Raw genomic sequence first — 14,259 nt, 5'->3', positions numbered from 1 at the left:
GGGTCATGCTTCTAAACCCCGTAGCGCTCGGTGCGGATGATTTCCGCGGGAACGCCGGCGCCGATCAAGGCGTCGGCGGCGGCCGAGACGAACGCGTTCGAGCCGCAAACATAGGCGAGCTTCGGCGCCTTGGGCAGACGCTCGACGGCTTGCGCCATCATGCGAGCGTCGATGCGGCGGGAATAGTCGGAGGGACGCCTGGCCGCCTCACGGGTCAGCGTCAGCACCAGGTTGAATCCGTCAAGCCGGTCGTCCAAGCCGATCAGTTCGTCGCGGAAGATGACCTCGTCCCAGATCCGCGCCGAAAACACCAGCGCGACCGGCACCGCCTTGTTGCGCAACGTGCGATGGCGCACCATCGCCATCAGCGGCACGACACCGGAGCCGCCGCCGACCAGAAGGATCGGCCCGCCGTCGCTCTCCTCCCAGATGAAATGGCCGCCCAGCGGGCCGCGCAGCTCGATCTCGTCGCCGACGGCGGCCACGTCGTGGAAGAAGGGCGAGACCTCGCCGTCGTCGAGCCGCTCGATCGCCAGCTCGATACCACCGCCTGCTTCCGGCGCCGAGGCGATGGAATAAGAACGGCGCGCCTGATAGCCGTCCGGCGCTGTCAGCCTGATGTCGACGTGCTGGCCCGCCAGATGGGCGAAGGGCCGCGACGGCTGGAACCAGAAGCTGGTGACGCGCGGCGTGCGCTTTTCGATGCGGGTGATCGTGGCTGCCTGCCAGGGCGATTGCGGCGACGGCTCGGCACTCATCGATTGCTGCTCACGAACCGCCCCGTCACGGGTCACTGGAATAGCGCTGCTCGCGCCAGGGGTCGCCATACATGTGATAGCCGCGCAATTCCCAGAAGCCCGGTTCGTCGCGCTCGGTGAACTGCAGCCCGTTCACCCATTTGGCCGATTTCCAGAAATAGAGATGCGGCACCAATAGCCGCGCCGGCCCGCCATGGTCCGCTGTGATCGGCTTGCCCTCATAGAGCAGCGCCACCATTGCCTTGCCCGTGACGAGGTCCTTGGTCGGCACATTGGTGGAATAGCCGTCGAAGGAATGGGCCAGCGTGAAAGTGGTCGGCGGCTCGATGCCGGCGTCGGCGAGGATGTCGTCGATCATGACGCCCTGCCAGGGCGTGTTGAACTTGGTCCAGGCCGTCACGCAATGGATGTCGCGCGTCATCTTGCTTTGCGGCAGGGCGTTGAACTCGGCCCAGTTCCATTTCTTGATCGGCTTGGGTCCCTGCTTGAGCGTGAAGGACCAATCCTCGGTGCGCACGCGCGGCGTCGGCCCTGCCGACAGCACGGGAAACCCCTGCTCCAGATACTGGCCCGGCGGAATGCGCGCGTCGGTGTCGGAAGGAGGACGTCGTCCGGAAAAGAAGCCGCGCGTGACCATCGAGACATCTCCTGCACCGGCGGAACGATGCGCGCAGTGTTCTCGAATATGCCTCTACGGGCAACAGGAATCTTGGCGACCCGCCTTACAACAGGCAGGCCGCCAAGACCTCGTCAACCGGCGGCGAACGGGACCGCGACGAAGATCTGCGCGTCGCCGCGATCGACCAGCAACAGCACCGACTTCTTGCCCGACTTGGCGGCCTCGGCGATCGCCTGATTGGCCTGCCTGGCCGTCCTTACCGGCGTCTGGTCGACACCGACGATGACATCGCCCGGCTGGATGCCGGCCACCGAAGCCGCCTTGTCCGGATTGACCCGCTCGACCACCGCGCCGCGCTGGTTGCCGGCAAGGTTGAGCTGGTCGCGGATATCGGGCGTCAGGTCGGTCAAGCCGAGGCCGAGCGAGGGAACGCGCAAGCCCTGTTCGGCCGATGGGCTGCGACCTTCATTGCCGTTCGAGGCGGTCTTCTGATCTTCGGCGTTGCGGCCGACATCGGCGGAGATCTGCATCGCCTTGCCCTTGCGCCAGATATCGACGGTTTCCTTGGCGCCGGGCGACACGTCGGCTACGGCGCGCGACAGATCCTTGGGATCCTTGATCTCCTGGCCGCCGAAGCCGGTGATGACATCGCCGGTTTCAATGCCGGCCTTGGCCGCCGGCGACCCGTCGGTGACCTGGGAAACCACCGCGCCGCCGGGATGGTCGAGGCCGATGGCGCTGGCGACATCCGGCGTGACCGGCTGGATCTGCACGCCGAGATAGCCGTATTCGATGTCGCCGCCCTTCATCAGCTTGGCGACGACCTTCTGCGCCTGGTCCGCCGGGATGGCGAAGCCGACGCCGACGCTGCCGCCATTGGGCGAATAGATGGCGGTGTTGATCCCGATGACATTACCGTTGACGTCGACCAGCGGGCCGCCGGAATTGCCGTGGTTGATCGGCGCGTCGATCTGAATGAAATCGTCGAACGGCCCGCTGTGCAGGTCACGCCCGCGCGCCGAGACGATGCCGGCGGTGACGGTGGTGCCGATCCCGAATGGATTGCCGATCGCCAGCACCTGGTCGCCGGTCATCAGCTTGCTGGAATCGCCCCATTTGACGGTCGGCAGCGGCTTGTCGGCCTTGATCTTGAGCACCGCGAGATCGTTCTTGGCGTCGTGGCCGACCAGCTTAGCGGGAAGCTCGGTGCCGTCGTCGAGCGTCACCTTGATCGAGCTGGCGCCGTCGATGACGTGATTGTTGGTGACGATGGTGCCGTCCGCGCCGACGATGAAGCCGGAGCCGAGCGCCTCGGCGCGCTGCCCCTGCTGCTGCTGCGGCGGCGTCCGTGGCATAGGCATGCCCTGGTCGCCGAAGAACTGCTGGAAGAACTGGTCGAATGGCACATTGCCGCCGAGGGGCGAACCGTCATCACCCGCCTGTGGCTGCGCCTTCATGATCGAGGTGATGGTGACGACAGCCGGCTTGGTGACGGCGATGACCGGCGCGAAAGAGCCGTTCGGGGCCGTGATGCCGGCGACAGGAGTCTGGGTCGTCGCGGCCACGTTGCTGAGGCCCGAATTGCTCTGGGCGAAGGAGACGATGACGGGAGAAATGATCAGCGCGGCGCCCAGCAGGGCGGCGACGCGATGTCTGCGAAGAATGCTTGATGGTGACATGGTCGTTCTGTCCGGGCGAGAGTTGATCCGGCGTCGCGGGCGCTCCAAAGGGATCGCCCGTCGACGTGCCGATGGCCAGATCTGCCTGTCTCGCCGTGCATGGCAGCCCGGCCGTCTCGACAGACAGTCATCTAGGTTGCCGAATGGCCCGAATTAGGGTTTTGAGGTGACCTTACGAAGATTTAATTCAGAGGCCGCTTACGATGCGCTCGCGCCGGCGCAGGTAGGACGAGGCCATTTCGCGCATGCGGGCAGAGTCGAAGCTCGGACCGTGGCCGCCCAGGCCGATGCGTATCGGCAGGTCGAGCAGGCGCTGCATGGTGCGGCAATAGGCCGAGCGGTCCGAGTCCGGCAGGTCGTCGATCAGCATGCCGTCATAGATGGCGTCGCCGGCAAAGAAGAGACCATCGGCTTCGTCGAAAAGCGCGATGGAGTCCGGGGAGTGCCCCGGCAGATGCAGCACGCGGAACTTCCGGTCGCCGAGATCGACGACATCGCCTTCGTCGAGCGCGCGGGTCAGCGGCGCGGAAGGAATCCGATAATCGGCCGATTTCCAGCCTAGCGCCGGCAGCTTCGAGACGGCGCCGTCGAGATTGTGGAACATGTAGGCGTAGGTGACGGCATCATCCATGTCGTCGAAGCGCGCCGCGCTCATCTTAGGCCCCATGCGCAGCGGGAATTCGTGCAGCGAGCCGACATGGTCGAGATGGATATGCGTGGCGACAACAATGAGCGGCTTGCCGACCGGCGTGTCGATCTGCGGCGCCAGCGGACGAATGCCCATGCCGGTATCGACCAGAAGGTCGGCGTCGCGGCCCTTCAAATGCCAGATGTTGGCGCGCACGAAATCATGCACGAAGGGCTCGGTCAGCATCGTCGTGGCGGCATCGACTTTCGCCTTGCCGAACCAGTCGCCAACCTCAAGCTCGGGCATCGGACCGCCCATCAGACAAACGGCTTCCCGACCTTGTATTTTTCCGGCACCAGCCGCTTCAAATAGGCCATGCCGGCATCCGAAAGCTGGTTGGCGTCCGGCTGCATGAAATCGTCGGGCATATGGCGGGTCTTGCCGGCCACCGCCTTCAGCGGCACTTTCTTCAGCACGATCTTCGACCCGTCGTATTGGATCGCCACCGAGCCGCCGCCTTCTCCGGCCACGGCAACCGCGAAGGCGCCGGCGTCGAAGGCCTCCTTGGCGTCGACGGCGCTGATGGCGCCGACATAGCCGCGCGGCATGTAGCCCAGCGCATCGACCCGGGCGCGCTTGCCCGGCAGACCTTCTGCCAATGCACGCTCAAGTGCTGCCGGCAGGTCGCTGCCCGACAATTTGACGTTGCCGTGCTGGTCGCGCTCGAGCTTCTCCGGCGGCACCAGGCTCTCGACCAGCGCCTTGCCGTCGGCGGTGCTGACGCCCTCCGAGACGGCGACGATGCAGCGCTTGTGGCGGTCGAGCTTCTCGCGCACTTCGTCGATGAAGCGCTTGGCCGAGAAGGCGCGCTCCGGCACGTAGATGAGGTGCGGGCCGCTGTCGGGATCGAGCTGCCAGGCGGCCGCGGCGGCGGTGAGGAAGCCGGCGTGACGGCCCATGACGATGCCGACATAGATGCCGGGCAAAGCGCGGAAATCGAGATCGACCGAGAGGAAGGCGCCGGCGACGAATTCGGCCGCCGAGATGAAGCCCGGCGTGTGGTCGTTCTCCTCGAGATCGTTGTCGATGGTCTTGGGCGCATGCACGAAGGCGATCGAGCCGCCGGCGGCATCGGTCAGGATCTGCTGCGTGCCCGACGTGTCGTTGCCACCGATATAGATGAAGGCATCGGCGCCGGCCTTCTTCAACCCGTTGAGGATGACCTCGCAATAGGCGGCGTCCGGCTTGTCGCGGGTCGAGCCGAGGGCGGCGCTCGGCGTGCCCGCGATCAGCCGCAGCCGGTCCTCGGGAATGGCGGAGAGATCGACATAATTGCCGTCGCGGATGCCGCGCACGCCATGGATCGAGCCCAGCACCTTGGCGCCGGGATGGCGCTTGCGGATTTCCAGCGTGGCGCCGACGACCGTCTGGTTGATGACGGCGGTCGGGCCGCCGCCCTGCGCGATGACGAAAGTTCCGGTCATGCTCTTTCTCTCCCGAGGCGAAGGTTTTCAGGGCACCTTCGCCTGTCTTGCGGCATCGCGCAACGGAAGAAACGGTATCTCGGAAATGCCGGCCGGACAGGCCGCCGAACAAGGTCAGACGACGACGACCGGGTTCCTCTTGGAAACGCGGCTGTAGAGGTCGATGATGTCCTGGTTGATCAGGCGCACGCAGCCCGACGACATCGCCTGGCCGATGCTCCACCATTCGGGCGAGCCGTGGATGCGATAGCCGGTGTCCTTGCCGTTCTGGTAGATGTAGAGCGCCCGGGCGCCCAGCGGATTGGTGAGGCCGCCGGGCTGTCCCCCCTGCCATTTCACCAGTTCCGGCTTGCGTTGGACCATTTCCGGCGGCGGCGTCCATACCGGCCATTCGCGGCCATATTGGATGTTAGCGCGGCCCGACCAGCGGAAGCCGTCCTTGCCGATGCCGACGCCGTAGCGGATGGCGTCGCCGCCCGGCTGGACGAGATAGAGCATGCGTTCCTGCAGGTGGACGACGATGGTGCCGGGCGCCTCGCCGGTCTTGTCGACGACGATCTGGCGGCGGAACTGCGGCTTGACCTTCTGCCACGGCACGGCCGGCACCTCGAAACCGCCATCGGTGAGCGAGGCATACATCACATCTGGGCCGGTGATGTTCTTGTCGACGCTGATCGCCGGGCGAATGGGTGGCACGGAACCGGTGACGGTGTTGTCGAGCTGCATTTGCGGCAGGTCGAGCGTGTCGGTGGTGCTGCAGCCGGCAAGGCCCAGCACCGCCATGGCGCCGGCGCCCGAAAGCAAGGCGCGACGGGAAAGCTGAATTTCGGTATCGATTGCGCCGTTGGAAGGCGGCGTCAGACTTTGCGGCAACTCGCGCATACACCAAACCCTACGCTGCCGGCGGGAAGCACGGTCCGGCCGGATAAGGGCATTTTCGTCACTCATGGTTGAAAAAGCGTGAAAGGGTGCTGGTCCAGCTTAACCGTAACGGATCGTTGCGGCGGCCGACGTGCCCGGGCACAGGCGCGCCGAAGGTTTTTCCAACGGCCTCTTTACATTCCCGCCGACCCCAGGATTTATCCTGTTCTTTGCGCTCAAGGAGCAGGGAAATGTCCTTCGAAAACTGGGCTGCCTTCGCCGCCGCCTCTTCCATCCTTCTGGTCATTCCGGGCCCGACGATCCTTTTGGTGGTCTCCTATGCGCTGGGCCAGGGCTGGCGCACCGCGCTGCCGATGGCGGTGGGCGTCGCGCTGGGCGACTTCACCGCCATGACGCTGTCGATGCTCGGCATCGGCGCGCTGCTCGCGGCTTCGGCCACCGTGTTCACCGTGCTCAAGGTGATCGGCGCCGGCTATCTGATCTATCTCGGCATAAAACTGTTCCGCGCCGGCGGCGCGCTGAAGGCGGAGCCGCGCACCGACGCGGTCTCGGCCGCAAGGATGATGGCGCATGCCTGGCTGGTGACGGCGCTGAACCCGAAGAGCATCACCTTCTTCGTCGCCTTCCTGCCGCAGTTCCTCGACCGGCATGCCGACTTCTGGACGCAGACGCTGATCTTCGAAACGACCTTCCTGACCTTGGCCTTCGCCAATGCGTTCGGCTACGCGCTGGTCGCATCGAGGGCCCGCGCGATCGTGCGCAACCCGAAGGCGATCCGCATCTTCAATCGCACCGGCGGCACGCTGCTGGTCGGCGCCGGCATCGCCACGGTGGCGATGCGGTCTGGGAATTGAGGCGACGGCCAGCCCGGCAGGCCGGAGGCACTATCGACAACGGGTTGGCGGCTTGGATGGCGATGCTTTAGGATCGGGCTCCAGCAAATTCGCGATCGTCGAAGGACACCCTATGGCGCTGAAGGACGCATTCGGCCTGACCTACTCGGGCGCGACCGAAGCCGGGTTTTCATCCTACGCCCGCGCCGTGCATGAGCTGCAATGTTTCATCGGCGATCCGGTCGGCTCCGCCGATCGCGCGATCGCCGAGGATCCCGGCTTCGTCATGGCGCATGTGTTCAAGGGCTACCTCTTCGGCCTTGCCACCGAGCGCGAGGCAACGATCGTGGCCAGAGCATGCCACGAGGCGGCCTTGCCGCTCGCCGCCACGGCTCGCGAGCGGGCGCATGTCGCGGCCCTCGGCCATCTTGCCTGGGGGCGCTGGCATGAAGCCTCCCGCATCCTCGAGGATGTCGCCATCGACCATCCGCTCGATCTCGTGGCGCTGTTGACCGGGCATCAGATTGATTTCTTCACCGGCAATGCCCGCATGCTGCGCGACCGCATCGGCCGCGCCCTGCCAGCCTGGCGAAGCGACATGCCCGGCTATCATGCGGTTCTCGGCATGCAGGCCTTCGGGCTCGAGGAGATGGGCGATTATGCCCGCGCCGAAAGGCTTGGCCGCACGGCTGTCGAGCTCGAGCCGCGCGACGGCTGGGCGCAGCACGCCGTCGCCCATGTCATGGAGATGCAGAGCCGGCAAAAAGACGGCATTGCCTGGATGCGCGCCAATCCCGACGCCTGGACCAGGGAAAGCTTCCTCAAGGTGCACAATTGGTGGCATCTGGCGCTGTTCCACTACGACCTCGGCGAGGTCGCCGAGGTGCTGGCGCTCTATGACGGCCCTATCTATGGCGAGGCATCGACGATGGCGCTCAACATGGTCGATGCTTCGGCAATCCTGTGGCGGCTGCGCCTCGGCGGCGTCGATGTCGGCGGCCGCTGGACGGCTCTGGCTGACAACTGGCACAAGGCCGGCGGCGGCAATTATGCCTTTAACGACGCGCATGCGATGATGGCCTTTGTCGGCGCCGGGCTGGAGGCGCCGGCAAAAACGCTGATCGAGGCGCAGCACGAGGCGATGCGCGGCAGCGACGACAATGCCGCGTTCACGCGCGATGTCGGCCACCCGCTGACGCTTGCGATCAAGGCATTCGGCGACGGCAATTACGACGAGGCCGTGCGCCTGATCCGGCCGATCCGCTCGATCGCGCACCGCTTCGGCGGCAGCCATGCGCAACGCGATGTGATCGACCTGACGCTGATCGAAGCCGCGCTGCGCGCCGGCGATACGGCGCTGGCGCGAGCGCTTACCGCCGAACGGCAGCTGGCGCGGCCGGACAGCCCGCTGTCGGCGTTGTTCCTGCAGCGCGCATCCGATTTGTCTGAGAATTGACCCGGGACTGATCTTGCCCTAAAAACTGGCCAAGCCAGATTTTTTCGAGATCCGAAAAAATTAATGGCAATGGGAGGAAATCATGCATCTCGGCCTCGACCTGGGCACTTCGGGCGTCAAGGCGCTGCTGATCGATGACGGCCAGAAGGTCATCGGCGCCGGCCATGGCTCGCTCGACGTCTCGCGACCGCATCCCGGCTGGTCGGAGCAGGATCCGGCCCATTGGATCGAGGCCTGCGAGGCCGCAACTGCCGAACTCAAGGCTTCCCATCCGAAAGAGCTCGCAGCGGTCAAGGGCATCGGCCTTTCCGGCCAGATGCATGGCGCCACCCTGCTGAACGCCTCGGACAAGGTGCTGCGCCCCTGTATCCTGTGGAACGACACGCGCAGCCATGTCGAGGCGGCGGCGCTCGATGCCGATCCGCGGTTCCGCAAGCTCACCGGCAACATCGTTTTCCCGGGCTTCACCGCGCCGAAGCTTGCCTGGGTGAAGAACAACGAGCCGGCAATCTTTGCCAGAGTAGCCAAGGTGCTGTTGCCCAAGGACTATCTGCGCCTCTGGCTGACCGGCGAGTACATCTCGGAAATGTCGGATTCGGCCGGGACGTCCTGGCTCGATGTGGGCGAGCGCCGCTGGTCTTCCGAATTGCTGGCGGCGACGTCGCTCGACGAGAAGCATATGCCGTCGCTGGTCGAAGGCACGGCCAAGGCCGGCGGATTGCGCGGCGTGCTCGCGGCGAAATGGGGGATCCCGGCCGGTATTCCTGTTGCCGGCGGCGCCGGCGACAATGCGGCTTCGGCCTGCGGCATGGGCACGGTCGGCGCCGGTCACGCTTTCGTGTCGCTCGGCACGTCGGGCGTGCTCTTCGCGGCCAACGCCTCCTATCTGCCCAATCCGGAAAGCGCGGTGCACACCTTCTGCCACGCGCTGCCCAACACCTGGCACCAGATGGGCGTCATCCTGTCGGCCACCGATTCGCTCAACTGGCTGTCGGAGATCACGGGAAAGGGCGCCGGCGAGCTGACCGGCGAGCTCGGCGAGACGCTTAGGGCGCCGACGGGCGTCACCTTCCTGCCCTATCTGTCGGGAGAGCGGACGCCGCACAATGATTCCGCCATTCGCGGCTCCTTCACTGGGCTCGGACACGAATCCAGCCGGGCCGTGCTGACGCAGGCGGTGCTGGAAGGCGTCGCCTTCGCCTTCCGCGACAGTCTCGAAGCGCTGAAGACCGCCGGCACGACGCTCAGCCGGGTGACCGCGATCGGTGGCGGCTCGCGCTCGCGCTATTGGCTGAAGGCGATCGCCACCGCGCTGCAAGTGCCGGTCGATATTCCCGCCGACGGCGATTTCGGCGCGGCGTTTGGTGCGGCAAGGCTAGGGTTGATCGCCGCGACGGGGGCCGATCCGCTCGGCGTGTGCACTGCGCCGGCGACGGATGCGACGATCGAGCCGGATGCAGGGCTGGGTGGGGCTTACGCGGATGCCTATCAGAGGTATCGCGCTCTTTATCCGGCGATAAGGTCTGTAACTGCGTGAGTGGGAGCGAGGCCCCCATCTCTGCCCTGCCGGCCATCCCCCCCTCAAGGGGGGAGATTGGTAGTTGGGGCGCTGGGTCTTTTCTTTCGGCGTTGTTGGTTGGCGAAGGTCCGCGTGACGATCAATCTCGCCCCCTGAGGGGGGTGAGGAGTAGTCCGCGCAGCGGGCGGAAAGCCAATTGCTTGGCTTTCCGAACGACGAACGCCCGGAGCGATAGCGAAGGGCCGGAGCCGGCAGGCCAGAGAGGGGGGCCTCGCGCCTCCCTTACCCAGCTAGCCTTATTGCGCCGGCACCTTGTCCAGAAATCCGGTGACGCTCTTCAACCGCCCATTCTCGATGACGCCGATGTCGGTGCCCTCGATGACGGACTCCGCGCCTTCCGGCCCGAGATTCCACGAGAAGCGGATCTTGTCGGCGAAACCGTCCGGCTCGCCTTTCAGCGAAAAGCGGAAGCCGGCGAAGCGCTGCTGCACGCCGTCGATCAGCGCCGCGACGCCGTCATGGCCGTCGCCCTGCATGACCGGGTCGCGATAGCTGACATCCGTGGTGAAGGCCGCGTCGAGAAGCGCCTTGCGGCGGGTCGCATCGCTCTCGTTCCAGGCGCTGATGTAGTTGCGGGCGATCGTGTTGAGATCGGTCATGGTCATGGTCCTTCGTTGGATCGTTTCGACATGACCCTTTTGGCGCCCCACAGAAGCGAAACCAATTACGCCTGAGGTAATCGGACGAATGCACCCGGAGAGGAAGGAAACCATGAGCAGCGGATTTTTCGGCGACATCAAGAAAATCAAATATGAGGGACCGGATTCGACCAATCCGCTGGCCTATCGTTTCTACAACCCGGACGAGATGCTGGCCGGAAAGCGGCTGGAAGACCACCTGCGCTTTGCCGTTGCCTATTGGCATTCCTTTGCATGGCCGGGCGGAGACCCGTTCGGCGGCCAGACCTTCGACCGGCCCTGGTTCGCCAAGCCGGGCGGCATCGACACGATGGAGTTGGCCAAGCTCAAGGCCGACGTCGCCTTCGAGATGTTCTCGCTGCTCGGCGCGCCGTATTTCTGCTTCCACGATGCGGACGTGCGCCCGGAAGGCAAGGATTTCTCCGAGAGCGCTGCGCGCCTCGACGAGATCACCGACTATTTCGCCGAGAAGATGAAGAAGACCGGGGTCAAGCTGCTCTGGGGCACGGCGAACCTGTTCTCGCACCGCCGCTTCATGTCGGGCGCAGCCACCAATCCCGACCCGGATGTGTTCGCCTATGCGGCGGCGACGGTGAAGAAATGCATCGACGTCACCAAGAAGCTCAAGGGCGAGAACTACGTGCTGTGGGGCGGGCGCGAGGGCTATGAGACGCTGCTCAACACCGACCTTGCCCGCGAGCAGGAACAGGCCGGCCGCTTCCTCAACCTCGTCGTCGATTACAAACACAAAATAGGCTTCAAGGGCACGATCCTGATCGAGCCGAAGCCGCAGGAGCCCACAAAACACCAGTACGACTACGATGTCGCCACGGTGTACGGCTTCCTCAAGCGCTTCGGGCTGGAGAAGGAGGTCAAGCTCAACATCGAGCAGGGCCACGCGATCCTCGCCGGCCATTCCTTCGAGCACGAGCTGGCGCTGGCCAACGCGTTGGGCGTCTTCGGTTCGATCGACATGAACCGCAACGACTACCAGTCGGGCTGGGACACCGACCAGTTCCCCAACAATGTGCCGGAAATGGCTTTGGCCTATTACCAGGTGCTGCAGGGCGGCGGCTTCAAGACCGGCGGCACCAATTTCGACGCCAAGCTCCGGCGCCAGTCGCTCGACCCGGACGACCTCCTGATCGGCCATATCGGCGGCATGGATGCCTGCGCGCGCGGCCTGAAGGCGGCGGCGAAGATGATCGAGGACAAGGCGCTGTCCGGTCCGCTCGCCGAACGCTATGCCGGCTGGAACACCGCCGAAGGCAAGGCGATGCTTGCGGGCAAGCGGACGCTGGAGGAGATCGCCGAACGCGTGGTGAAGAAGAAGATCGAGCCGCAGCCGCGCTCCGGCCGGCAGGAGCTGCTCGAAAACATCGTCAACAGGTATGTCTAAAGAACGGCAGGCTGCCTCGCGCCCGAGCAATCGGGACGCGGGGCAGGCCTGAAAATTGCGTTCGCGAGGGCGGAATCAAGCGACAAAACTTTGCCCCGCGCTGCCCTTCAATGACCTCGTTCTTGCCTTCAAACAGCCGTCACGGATTTCGTATAAACGTGGCTCCTGTGGCGGGTGAAGAAGAAGGAGGCGAACCGATATGCAGCACGAACGCGAAATCGACGCCCTGCTCTCGTCCGGCGAAACCGGATCGATCATCGACCGGCTGATGGCATTGCCGCACTCGAAAGACAGTGCGCGCAAGACAAATGAATGGGATCGCGCGGTTGCCGCGCGGCTCGAAACGGCGCTGGCCAAGAGCATGCGCTCGCGCATCGTCGGCGAAGGCCGCGACGCCGCCTGATTCTTCCGTGGCCTGATTCTCTCGCGGCCTGATTTTCTCCTGGTTTGACGAACAGAGACTGTTTCTCCATCCTGCGCCGATGCTACGCGCGGTGCTGCTCGATCTTCTGGGTGTCGTCTACGATGGCGATACCCCGATACCAGGCGCGGCCGCGGCTATCGAACGTCTGCGTAAGGCCGGCCTGCCGCTGCGTTTCGTCAGCAACACGACACGCTCGCCGCGCAGCAAGATCATCGCGCAGCTTGTGGCCATGGGGATCGAGGTTACGGACGAAGAGTTGTTGACGCCGGCGCGCGCCGCGGTCGAATGGCTGCGCAATCACGACCGCCAGCCGCATCTGCTTGTCCATCCCGACCTCGAAGGCGAGTTTTCGGGACTGGAGGGCGGGAACGGGCGTGCGGTCGTCATCGGCGATGCCGGCGAGGGCTTCAACCATGCGAGCCTGAACCGGGCATTCCGCGAACTGCTTGCCGGCGCCGATTTTGTAGCGCTTGCCGTCAATCGTACCTTCAAGGATGCCGACGGCCAGCTCAGTCTCGACACCGGCGCCTTCGTCGCGGCGCTCGAATTCGCGAGCGGCTGCAGCCCCCTTGTGCTCGGCAAGCCGTCGCCGGATTTCTTTCTCTCGGCGCTTGCGGACCTGGACTGCCCGGCGGCCGATGCGGTCATGATCGGCGACGACGCCGAGGGCGATGTCGCCGGCGCGCTGCGCGCCGGGCTTGGCGCGGCGCTTCTGGTGCGCACCGGCAAATATCGTCCCGGCGACGAAACACGCTTCGATCCGGCTCCCACAGCGCTGGTCGACGATCTCGCGGCAGCAGCCGAGTGGATACTCAACCGCGCCGTAACCTGACCGGCGCTTCGCCGAAAGCCCGAGAAAAAGCTCGGGAAAATGCCGCGGCGGAGGAAAAGCCGGTTCGCCCGGCAATATCGGCCATGGCAATGCGGGTGTCGACCACCAGGCGGCGGGCGGCGCTGAGGCGCAGCCTCAGATAATAAGCGCCCGGCGTCTCGCCGATCGATTTGCGAAAGATGCTTTCCAGCGTTCTTGCCGTCACGCCGGCGCGTTTGGCAACGGCGTCGATGGTGAGCGGCTGGTCGACATGCGCTTCCATCAGCCGGATCGCCTGGGCAAGGCGCGGGTCGTAACCGTCGAGCCGGCCGAGCGAGACCAGCGGCTGCGCGTCGGTCGCGGCGCGGGCCTGATCGTAGATGAAGACGCTGGCGACATCGAGCGCGGCGGCGATGCCGAGCCGGGTGCGGACCAGATGCAGCATCAGGTCGAAGGTCGGCGAGGCGCCGCCGGAGGTGAAGACCGGGCCGTCGATGACATAGCGGTCCGGCCGCACGTCGACGCCGGGAAAGGCGGCGGAGAAATCCTCCATGTCCTCCCAATGGGTGGTGGCGCTGCGGCCTTCGAGCAGGCCGGCGCGCGCCACCAGCCAGGTGCCGGCCTCGACGCCGCCGCAGGCGCGCGCCGCGCGCGCGGCGCGGCGAAGACCGGCAAGCAGCGCGGACGTGGCGTAGTTCTGCGTGCCAAAGCCGGCGACGACCACCAGCATGTCGGTCGGCTCGGCCGCGTCGAAGCGGCCGCTGACGGCAACCGGCAGGCCGCAAGTAGTGACCGGCGCCTCGCCGGTAACCGAGACCAGCTTGAAATCGAAGAGCGTCTCGCCGGAGATGCGGTTGGCGGCGCGCAACGGGTCGACCGCCGAAGCCACGCACATGATCGACGAGCCCGAGAACACGAGGAACGTCACCTTGAGCGTCTCCCGCTCGGAGCGAAAGATGGACGGCTTTTCGCTTTTGATCATGAGTGCTTCGTAAAACGCAAAACAGTTTCCGGCAAGTCGGTCATTCTGTGCCCATCCCGTGCATAGCCCAACAGGCTTCCGCTTTTG

At 65.3% G+C, this 14,259-nt stretch carries 14 protein-coding genes; 6 read left to right on the top strand and 8 right to left on the bottom strand.

Going from position 1 to position 14,259, the window contains the following annotated elements; genetic code table 11:
• Positions 1 to 11: 11 nt before the first annotated feature.
• The 6 genes from CK230_RS12835 to CK230_RS12810 form a co-directional block, all read right to left on the bottom strand.
• Positions 12 to 758, bottom strand: a complete 747-nt coding sequence (locus CK230_RS12835) for a ferredoxin reductase (RefSeq protein WP_095817551.1) — start codon at positions 756 to 758, stop codon at positions 12 to 14.
• Positions 759 to 783: 25 nt separating this feature from the next.
• The gene (locus tag CK230_RS12830; RefSeq protein ID WP_095817550.1) at positions 784 to 1,395 is read right to left on the bottom strand and encodes a sulfite oxidase-like oxidoreductase; all 612 of its coding nucleotides are present in this window, start codon (positions 1,393 to 1,395) and stop codon (positions 784 to 786) included.
• A gap of 113 nt (positions 1,396 to 1,508) precedes the next feature.
• Positions 1,509 to 3,056, bottom strand: a complete 1,548-nt coding sequence (locus CK230_RS12825) for a DegQ family serine endoprotease (protein WP_095817549.1) — start codon at positions 3,054 to 3,056, stop codon at positions 1,509 to 1,511.
• Positions 3,057 to 3,243: 187 nt separating this feature from the next.
• Complete coding sequence (locus tag CK230_RS12820; RefSeq protein ID WP_095817853.1) at positions 3,244 to 3,990, bottom strand: MBL fold metallo-hydrolase; 747 nt, start codon at positions 3,988 to 3,990, stop codon at positions 3,244 to 3,246.
• A gap of 11 nt (positions 3,991 to 4,001) precedes the next feature.
• Positions 4,002 to 5,168 (bottom strand): diphosphate--fructose-6-phosphate 1-phosphotransferase, encoded by a 1,167-nt coding sequence (locus tag CK230_RS12815; protein WP_095817548.1) that lies wholly within the window; start codon positions 5,166 to 5,168, stop codon positions 4,002 to 4,004.
• A gap of 114 nt (positions 5,169 to 5,282) precedes the next feature.
• A complete protein-coding gene (locus CK230_RS12810; protein WP_245429915.1) occupies positions 5,283 to 5,951 on the bottom strand; it encodes a L,D-transpeptidase in 669 nt (222 codons plus the stop codon).
• A gap of 329 nt (positions 5,952 to 6,280) precedes the next feature.
• On the opposite strand from CK230_RS12810, the gene CK230_RS12805 reads away from it, so the two are divergent.
• The 3 genes from CK230_RS12805 (at position 6,281) to xylB (ending at position 9,876) form a co-directional block, all read left to right on the top strand.
• Positions 6,281 to 6,904, top strand: a complete 624-nt coding sequence (locus CK230_RS12805) for a LysE family translocator (RefSeq protein WP_095817546.1) — start codon at positions 6,281 to 6,283, stop codon at positions 6,902 to 6,904.
• A gap of 112 nt (positions 6,905 to 7,016) precedes the next feature.
• Positions 7,017 to 8,339 (top strand): tetratricopeptide repeat protein, encoded by a 1,323-nt coding sequence (locus CK230_RS12800; protein ID WP_095817545.1) that lies wholly within the window; start codon positions 7,017 to 7,019, stop codon positions 8,337 to 8,339.
• A gap of 82 nt (positions 8,340 to 8,421) precedes the next feature.
• Positions 8,422 to 9,876 carry a xylulokinase gene (xylB, locus tag CK230_RS12795; protein ID WP_095817544.1) on the top strand — a complete coding sequence of 485 codons (1,455 nt, stop codon included), beginning with the start codon at positions 8,422 to 8,424 and terminating at the stop codon, positions 9,874 to 9,876.
• 278 nt (positions 9,877 to 10,154) lie between these two features.
• Here xylB and CK230_RS12790 read toward each other — a convergent pair whose 3' ends face one another.
• The gene (locus CK230_RS12790; RefSeq protein ID WP_095817852.1) at positions 10,155 to 10,517 is read right to left on the bottom strand and encodes a nuclear transport factor 2 family protein; all 363 of its coding nucleotides are present in this window, start codon (positions 10,515 to 10,517) and stop codon (positions 10,155 to 10,157) included.
• A gap of 112 nt (positions 10,518 to 10,629) precedes the next feature.
• Here CK230_RS12790 and xylA point away from each other — a divergent pair, with 112 nt between their 5' ends.
• From xylA to CK230_RS12775, 3 genes are all read left to right on the top strand, one after another.
• Entirely contained in the window at positions 10,630 to 11,955 is a 1,326-nt protein-coding gene (gene xylA / locus CK230_RS12785) for a xylose isomerase (protein WP_095817543.1), read from the top strand.
• A gap of 199 nt (positions 11,956 to 12,154) precedes the next feature.
• Positions 12,155 to 12,358, top strand: a complete 204-nt coding sequence (locus CK230_RS12780; RefSeq protein ID WP_095817542.1) for a hypothetical protein — start codon at positions 12,155 to 12,157, stop codon at positions 12,356 to 12,358.
• Positions 12,359 to 12,449: 91 nt separating this feature from the next.
• Positions 12,450 to 13,211, top strand: coding sequence for a TIGR01458 family HAD-type hydrolase (locus CK230_RS12775; protein WP_348629154.1), 762 nt, complete (start codon positions 12,450 to 12,452; stop codon positions 13,209 to 13,211).
• Here CK230_RS12775 and CK230_RS12770 read toward each other — a convergent pair.
• On the bottom strand, positions 13,192 to 14,172 hold the full coding sequence (locus tag CK230_RS12770; protein WP_095817540.1) for a GlxA family transcriptional regulator: 981 nt from the start codon (positions 14,170 to 14,172) through the stop codon (positions 13,192 to 13,194). The genes CK230_RS12775 and CK230_RS12770 overlap by 20 nt on opposite strands.
• Between the last annotated feature and the right edge of the window lie 87 nt (positions 14,173 to 14,259).

Source organism: Mesorhizobium sp. WSM3859 (assembly GCF_002295065.1).
Classification (GTDB): Bacteria; Pseudomonadota; Alphaproteobacteria; order Rhizobiales; family Rhizobiaceae; genus Mesorhizobium.
This window is presented reverse-complemented; position numbering and strand designations above follow the sequence as displayed.

Excerpts from the sequence above, each read along its gene's own strand:
- CK230_RS12835 (WP_095817551.1), bottom strand. The coding sequence starts at position 758 with ATGAGTGCCGAGCCGTCGCCGCAATCGCCCTGGCAGGCAGCCACGATC.
- CK230_RS12830 (WP_095817550.1), bottom strand. The coding sequence starts at position 1,395 with ATGGTCACGCGCGGCTTCTTTTCCGGACGACGTCCTCCTTCCGACACC.
- CK230_RS12825 (WP_095817549.1), bottom strand. The coding sequence starts at position 3,056 with ATGTCACCATCAAGCATTCTTCGCAGACATCGCGTCGCCGCCCTGCTG.
- CK230_RS12820 (WP_095817853.1), bottom strand. The coding sequence starts at position 3,990 with ATGCCCGAGCTTGAGGTTGGCGACTGGTTCGGCAAGGCGAAAGTCGAT.
- CK230_RS12815 (WP_095817548.1), bottom strand. The coding sequence starts at position 5,168 with ATGACCGGAACTTTCGTCATCGCGCAGGGCGGCGGCCCGACCGCCGTC.
- CK230_RS12810 (WP_245429915.1), bottom strand. The coding sequence starts at position 5,951 with ATGGCGGTGCTGGGCCTTGCCGGCTGCAGCACCACCGACACGCTCGAC.
- CK230_RS12805 (WP_095817546.1), top strand. The coding sequence starts at position 6,281 with ATGTCCTTCGAAAACTGGGCTGCCTTCGCCGCCGCCTCTTCCATCCTT.
- CK230_RS12800 (WP_095817545.1), top strand. The coding sequence starts at position 7,017 with ATGGCGCTGAAGGACGCATTCGGCCTGACCTACTCGGGCGCGACCGAA.
- xylB (WP_095817544.1), top strand. The coding sequence starts at position 8,422 with ATGCATCTCGGCCTCGACCTGGGCACTTCGGGCGTCAAGGCGCTGCTG.
- CK230_RS12790 (WP_095817852.1), bottom strand. The coding sequence starts at position 10,517 with ATGACCGATCTCAACACGATCGCCCGCAACTACATCAGCGCCTGGAAC.
- xylA (WP_095817543.1), top strand. The coding sequence starts at position 10,630 with ATGAGCAGCGGATTTTTCGGCGACATCAAGAAAATCAAATATGAGGGA.
- CK230_RS12780 (WP_095817542.1), top strand. The coding sequence starts at position 12,155 with ATGCAGCACGAACGCGAAATCGACGCCCTGCTCTCGTCCGGCGAAACC.
- CK230_RS12770 (WP_095817540.1), bottom strand. The coding sequence starts at position 14,172 with ATGATCAAAAGCGAAAAGCCGTCCATCTTTCGCTCCGAGCGGGAGACG.